This is a genomic window from Lentibacillus sp., from assembly GCF_035301675.1.
GTDB lineage: Bacteria > Bacillota > Bacilli > Bacillales > Amphibacillaceae > Lentibacillus.
In genome coordinates this window covers 1-5,806 of record NZ_DATGTT010000039.1, presented here as the reverse complement: position 1 = coordinate 5,806, position 5,806 = coordinate 1, and the positions used below count along the sequence as shown (strand labels likewise).

5 protein-coding genes, 2 pseudogenes and 1 riboswitch are annotated in these 5,806 nt (G+C 40.5%); of the genes and pseudogenes, 3 read left to right on the top strand and 4 right to left on the bottom strand.

The genetic code is table 11. The annotated features are described in order from the left end of the window. Together VK097_RS05960 and VK097_RS05955 are read left to right on the top strand one after the other, a co-directional pair. Positions 1-216, top strand: a pseudogene (locus VK097_RS05960) (diaminobutyrate--2-oxoglutarate transaminase); the annotation flags it as partial. 713 nt (positions 217-929) lie between these two features. Beyond that, positions 930-1,316: an ectoine synthase gene (locus tag VK097_RS05955; RefSeq protein WP_324210894.1), complete on the top strand. Its 387-nt coding sequence runs from the start codon at positions 930-932 to the stop codon at positions 1,314-1,316. Between the two features lie 225 nt (positions 1,317-1,541). On the opposite strand, the gene VK097_RS05950 is transcribed toward VK097_RS05955, so the two are convergent. From VK097_RS05950 to VK097_RS15415, 3 genes are all read right to left on the bottom strand, one after another. Then, a complete protein-coding gene (locus VK097_RS05950) occupies positions 1,542-3,059 on the bottom strand; it encodes a sodium:solute symporter family protein (protein WP_324210893.1) in 1,518 nt (505 codons plus the stop codon). 64 nt (positions 3,060-3,123) lie between these two features. Further along, on the bottom strand, positions 3,124-4,497 hold the full coding sequence (locus VK097_RS05945; RefSeq protein ID WP_324210892.1) for an LLM class flavin-dependent oxidoreductase: 1,374 nt from the start codon (positions 4,495-4,497) through the stop codon (positions 3,124-3,126). A gap of 204 nt (positions 4,498-4,701) precedes the next feature. Continuing rightward, positions 4,702-4,822: riboswitch (SAM riboswitch) on the bottom strand. Between the two features lie 155 nt (positions 4,823-4,977). Continuing rightward, on the bottom strand, positions 4,978-5,085 hold the full coding sequence (locus VK097_RS15415; protein WP_414672160.1) for a transposase: 108 nt from the start codon (positions 5,083-5,085) through the stop codon (positions 4,978-4,980). A 92-nt stretch (positions 5,086-5,177) separates the two neighbouring features. Between VK097_RS15415 and VK097_RS05940 the strand changes: the two are divergent. Then, positions 5,178-5,459, top strand: a pseudogene (locus tag VK097_RS05940) (IS5/IS1182 family transposase); the annotation flags it as partial. Positions 5,460-5,604: 145 nt separating this feature from the next. On the opposite strand, the gene VK097_RS05935 reads toward VK097_RS05940, so the two are convergent. Further along, positions 5,605-5,806: Rieske 2Fe-2S domain-containing protein (locus VK097_RS05935; RefSeq protein ID WP_324210891.1), on the bottom strand; the 202-nt coding region annotated here is incomplete at its 5' end.

The following is a 5,806-nucleotide window of genomic DNA, read 5'->3' as shown; positions in this document are numbered from 1 at the left end:
GGCAGAGGGCTGATGCAAGGGATCGCAATTGGCGAATCTGCGCTAGCAGGTGAAATATGTGCTGCAGCATTTGAACGTGGGTTAATCGTGGAAACCTCCGGCCCGGAAGATGAAGTTGTTAAATTTCTTCCACCACTCGTTATTGATGCACAAGGGCTTAAAGAAGGACTAGGTATTCTTGAAGAGAGTATCAGGGATGTTTTGAAAATTAAATAATATACAAAAATAAGTGTGACTTAGGTTCAGGTGGAATAAGAAACCCCACCTGATACCAAGTCATCCTTATTAAGGTTTTTCGTAAGTGTTGGGACTGGGGCTGCGCGTACATGCTCGTCCCACCGAAGACATTTGCGGTTACTCGTCCTATTGATAAGAGTTGGCTTTTAAATCTCACAGTTGATATATAAACTGCAACGTAGGAGCTGGGGTGTTTTCCGCTGCGGACCGTTGCTTTCCGCGGGCACGGCTTCAGCCTCCTTGCCCTGGCAAAGGGTATGTCGACGTTGTTCGCAAAGAACGGTTTTAGTCGACCTTCCTTAAAGTATTGCGGGGTCTTCAGACACGTGCTGTTCCCGCAGGAGTCAACGGTCCTCCGCTCCAAACAACCATCACAAAAGTGAAAAGTAATTGTTGGGTTTATTCAACAAATAAATAATTGTGATGCAGTTGCAAAGTACAAAACTAGCGAAGGAAATACACGAAGACTCCTGCGGGAAAGCGAAGACGATGAGACCCCGCAACGAGCGTTCTTTGCGAGTGAGGAGGCTCATCGCGAGCCCGCGGAAAGCGTAGTGTATTTCCGGAGCGGTATCTTACGTCGCAGTATAATTGTTGAATCAAAAAAACCTTTTCCGGTGGGGTGAGTATTTGCACTCCTCCCAATCGTTGAGAAAAGAACATTATTATAAAACGCAAAGGGGAAAATAGCTATGATCGTAAAATCACTTGAAGATATTATCGGAACAGAGGATGAAACATCTGGTGAAACTTGGACCAGCCGCAGATTTCTGCTAAAGAAAGATGGCGTTGGATTCAGTGTGAATGATACGCTCATTAAAGCCGGAACAGAAAGTTACTTCTGGTATAAAAATCATATCGAAGCAGTATATTGCATTGAAGGAGAAGGTGAAATCGAGAAGGTGGAAACCGGCGATGTTTATCCGATTAAACCAGGGACAATGTACATATTAGACGATCATGATAAACATTATCTTCGCGCAAAAACACAACTGCGTATGGTATGTGTGTTCAACCCGCCACTTGTCGGAACAGAAACACATAATGAAGAAGGCTATTATGAGTTATTGACAGAGTAGTATTATGGATACGGTAGGAATCGGGCTGTAGCTCGATCCCTACCTTCTTTTTTATCTGAAACTTTATAGTTAGTTTTTTTGTTTAATGGTAATTATTATAATCCATCTCACTTACTAAAATACCATTTCCATAATGATAATCCTATCAGCAATATACAAAATATAAACCCATACAACCATATAGAAAGCATTAAATTAACAAAAATGGCGCTTCACCCTTTCTCTTTATTTGGCTTTAATAGTTACCTTTGATGATTTTTCGTCCATCACTTCTGAAGATAGTGTCGTTGGTAATATGTTTGCTAAAATAATCATAGTACCAATACCTATCAGTGTTGACCAAGCCCCAGCAGCCATCGTACTTGGAACAATTCCGCCGAAATAAATGATAAGGTAGGATAGTAGGCCAACTGTCATGGAGAGTTCAGCTGCACGTGGCGATGCTTTTTTCTTTCCATAGACAGCATATAAAATAGGCCCCATCGTTCCTGCTGCCACACCTGATATACCAATCCACATCACATCTCCCATATATGCAGGCGGTTTTAGTACAATAAGAAAGGCTGTCAGCCCTACTAATACAACAGCTATCCGACTGATTAATAACGCGGTATGTTGCGCTTTGTTATTATCCACTTTAATAATTCCACGTTTTACTAACACTTTCAGATAGATGTCGTTCGCGAAAACCGTAGAGATGGCAACGAACAATCCATCCGTAGTGGACATGGCAGCGGCTAAAATAACGACACCCATAAGTGCTGCAATAATAGAAGGGAAAGCCCAAACAACGTATTCCATCAATGCAAGGTCACTCGTTTCTATATTATTACCAAGGGCGACACGACTATAAAATCCTCCAAAAAGAACAACTAAACAGAATGCTGTTGTGAGCACATAGGTTAAAATCATTTTTCCGAGATCTTTTTCGTTTTTTAGACTAAGCACTTTATTAAATAGATGTGGCGCTGAGGCAAATGCCCATTGAATAATAATAGCCCCTACAATAACGGTCATGGAATAAAAATATGTAGAATTGGGATTAAATACTTTAATTAAACTAATATCCTGTGAAGCTAAATCAGCGGATATCGTAGAAAACGTAGCAAAGATGCTCCCGTCCCAAAATAAGACAATACCGGAAATAAATATAAATGTACCTGCAATTGCCATTAGTACCGCTTGCACGGCATCAGTATAGACGTCAGCAAATGCACCGCCTGCAAATACATAAATGACAACAATGATAGTGATAAATAATAATCCGGTATGGTAGGACATGCCAAGCATATATTCGAATATTCTTGCTCCCGCAACAAATTGCGCAGAAATATAGAATAGGTTGAAGAGTAATATAATCCCTGTTCCAACCCGTACGATATCACTATTATAAAAATCTCCTAACCAATCGGGTAGTGAAAGAGATTTTTGGGCTGTGTTTAGCTTTCTTACTTTTTTTGCTACCATTAAAACACCAATAGGGCCTCCACCCATCATAGCTAAAAATAGCCAGAGGTTTGAGAATCCCCATTCATGGGACCAGCCGGGATACCCTAAGAATGTTGCCGCACTGAAGTAAGTTGCTGCAAATGATAAACCAAGTACATAAGGTCCCAAATTCGCGCCGCCAATTGCAAAATCACTGATGTTTTTTGTTTTCTTTGCACTAACATATCCGAGTATTAACATGACCCCCATAAATAAGATAAAACCGATCCACATATATATTTTTAATTCATTCATTTGTTTTCCCCCCATATGAAAGATAGGTTAATTGAAACAGGGGGAGACGCGCATCCCCTGCAGTTTATTTATTTCTAAGTATATTCAGTTTTTTTGCGGGATGATTTTCCGGCAAATGGACGTTACCTTTACCAAACATGTTTTCACGTAATGTTGCGCCTTCATATTCTTTACGATAAATACCGCGTTTTTGGAGTTCAGGTACAACATGGTCCACAAACTCCCGGAATGTACCTGGCGAATAGGTTTGAGCAATATTAAAACCATCCGCACCTCCTTCAATGGACCATTGTTCGATATGATCCGCAATTTGTTCCGGCGTGCCGATAAATTTAACTGTTCCGTTACCAAGACCATGATTTTTAACAGCTTCACGCAATGTCCATTTTTTGTTTGGATCTTTTGCATACAAGTCAATATTGCCCTGTACAGCTTCGGATTCTAAGTCATCAATGTATTCATCAGGTTCATATTTTGAAAAATCTACGCCAGTATGCCCGGATAATATCGAGAGTGTTCCTTCATAACTCACATGGTTTGTGAGATTTTCATATTTAGCATAGGCTTCTTCCTCCGTAGAACCGATAATTGGTAAAATCATTGGGAAAATACGCACGTCATCTGGATTTCTTCCTTGATTTTTTGTCCGTTCTCTTAGATCCAGAGCATATGCTTTCAGCGCATCAAGTGAGTTATTTTTGGTAAAGACAGCTTCAGCGTGCTTGGCTGCAAAGTTTCTTCCCTTCGGTGAAGCGCCTGCCTGAAACAGTACTGGCGTACGCTGTGGCGACGGTTCAACCAAGTGTGGCCCAGGAACACTGAAAAACTCACCTTTATGCTTGATCGCATGCACTTTTTCAGGATCTGCAAAAGTATCATTGTCCTTGTCATGCATCATTGCATCATCTTGCCAACTGTGTTCCCATAGCTTATAGACGACTTCGAGAAATTCATCGGCACGATCGTATCTTAGGTCACGTGGCAGACGACCAGAAAAGCCAAGGTTCACCGCTTCACTTTCTAAATATGATGTCACTACATTCCAAGCGATGCGCCCTTCAGTTAAATGATCAAGCGTTGATAATTGACGTGCTAGCGCATATGGCTGTGCATATGTTGCTGATATTGTAGCTGCGAAGCCTAAGTGTTGTGTAACGGCCGCCATCGCAGAAATAGGGAGTAACGGGTCATGGGCGGGAAGCTGTACTGCACGCTGGACAGCAGCGTTGTGACTATTTTCATATACACTATACGTCCCTAGGACATCTGCAATAAAAAGTGCATCAAACTTCCCTCGTTCCAAAATTTGAGCAGTTTTCGTCCAGTAAGATAATTGATTATGCTTCGTACCTTGGTCTTTTTCGTGTTTCCACAATCCAGTTGAATGTGGTGAAGGTGAATTTTGGATAAACCCATTTAAGTGAATTTGTTTTTTCATAAGACATGACTCCTTGTTTTTAAATATTATGCTGCAACAAAAAAATCCGGGATTTGGTTATTTGACATACCTCCTATTCAAAACAATCTGTCCCTATAGACTAACTTGGTTTAAAGCGGTGTTATACACAGGGATGAAAAACAAATTCCCGTATAACAGCAAAAAAACCTCTTCTGATAAGAAAAGGTTGATAGAACTCACATTTTCTTATCTTTCAAGCTGTCATCGCTTGCTGGAGTGAGCACCATTCTACCTCGAAAGCATTCAAAGTAACGGTTGCCGCGGGATCACTGGACCAGATTCCTTCCCCGACTCTTGATAAGTAAAAATTATTCAATTAGTAAATCACAGCATATCTCAGATTAAAAAAACTGTCAAGAGGTAATTTTAAATTAATGCCAATTATTTGTACATTTAAATGAATTCATACCAGAATTGTTATTTTCCTTGCTTCGTTGCCTTGTCTAATCATTCCCTTGTTCAAAGCGCAGTGTTTCCTCGCAATATCTTATACCTGTATTTAGTAAACCATATCACATGATACTTTATATTATAAACTGCATGACCACTTTTTCTATAGCTGTCCATACTTTCACCTCACACTCAGTATGGACATAGAAGGGAAAGGCTAAAAGCTGATATCGTCTAAAGACAGTGGAGTTAGACCACGCATTTGTAAGTTAAAATATACCAGTCCCAAAGAATGCATTGACTGTTCTTTGGCTAATGAGGGCATCCGCCAGAAAGTTTATAAAGTGAAAATAACCCAGGATCTCCGGAAATACACGGCACCAGCACGTGATTCTAAAACCTGGAAAACGATCTTCAAACGCAGAACGGCAGTGAATGCATACCTAAAGGAGTTCTTTCAGCTTAACAATGTTCGCCACCGCACTGGAAAGCGTGCCAAAATTCATTTTGATATGGTGACGCTTATTTACAACGCTTCAAAACTTGCAGCTGTTTGTATTTTTAAAAAGAGCAATTATAAAATTAACCTAAATATACCTATCTTTAGATTGCGATTGATCACAATTCCACTATCGCGGCAGTTTAATTTAACATATAAAAAAAGCACCATTTCGAGGTGCCTTTTTGTACATTTACTTAATAACCGGAGTCTTCCGATGTAAGGTTGTCCAGCAACTTATAATCATAATCCTGTAAAGGTTTTTCAGCTGGCCCTTCCACTACATCACCGGTATAGGAAAACCTTGACCCGTGGCAAGGGCAATCCCAAGTCCGATCCCCGCTGTTCCATTCCACTTCACACCCCATGTGAGTACAGGTTGTATCTACAACATGCAGT

Coding starts and splice junctions, on each gene's coding strand:
- VK097_RS05945 (WP_324210892.1), bottom strand. CDS start 4,497: ATGAAAAAACAAATTCACTTAAATGGGTTTATCCAAAATTCACCTTCA.
- VK097_RS15415 (WP_414672160.1), bottom strand. CDS start 5,085: ATGGACAGCTATAGAAAAAGTGGTCATGCAGTTTATAATATAAAGTAT.
- VK097_RS05950 (WP_324210893.1), bottom strand. CDS start 3,059: ATGAATGAATTAAAAATATATATGTGGATCGGTTTTATCTTATTTATG.
- VK097_RS05955 (WP_324210894.1), top strand. CDS start 930: ATGATCGTAAAATCACTTGAAGATATTATCGGAACAGAGGATGAAACA.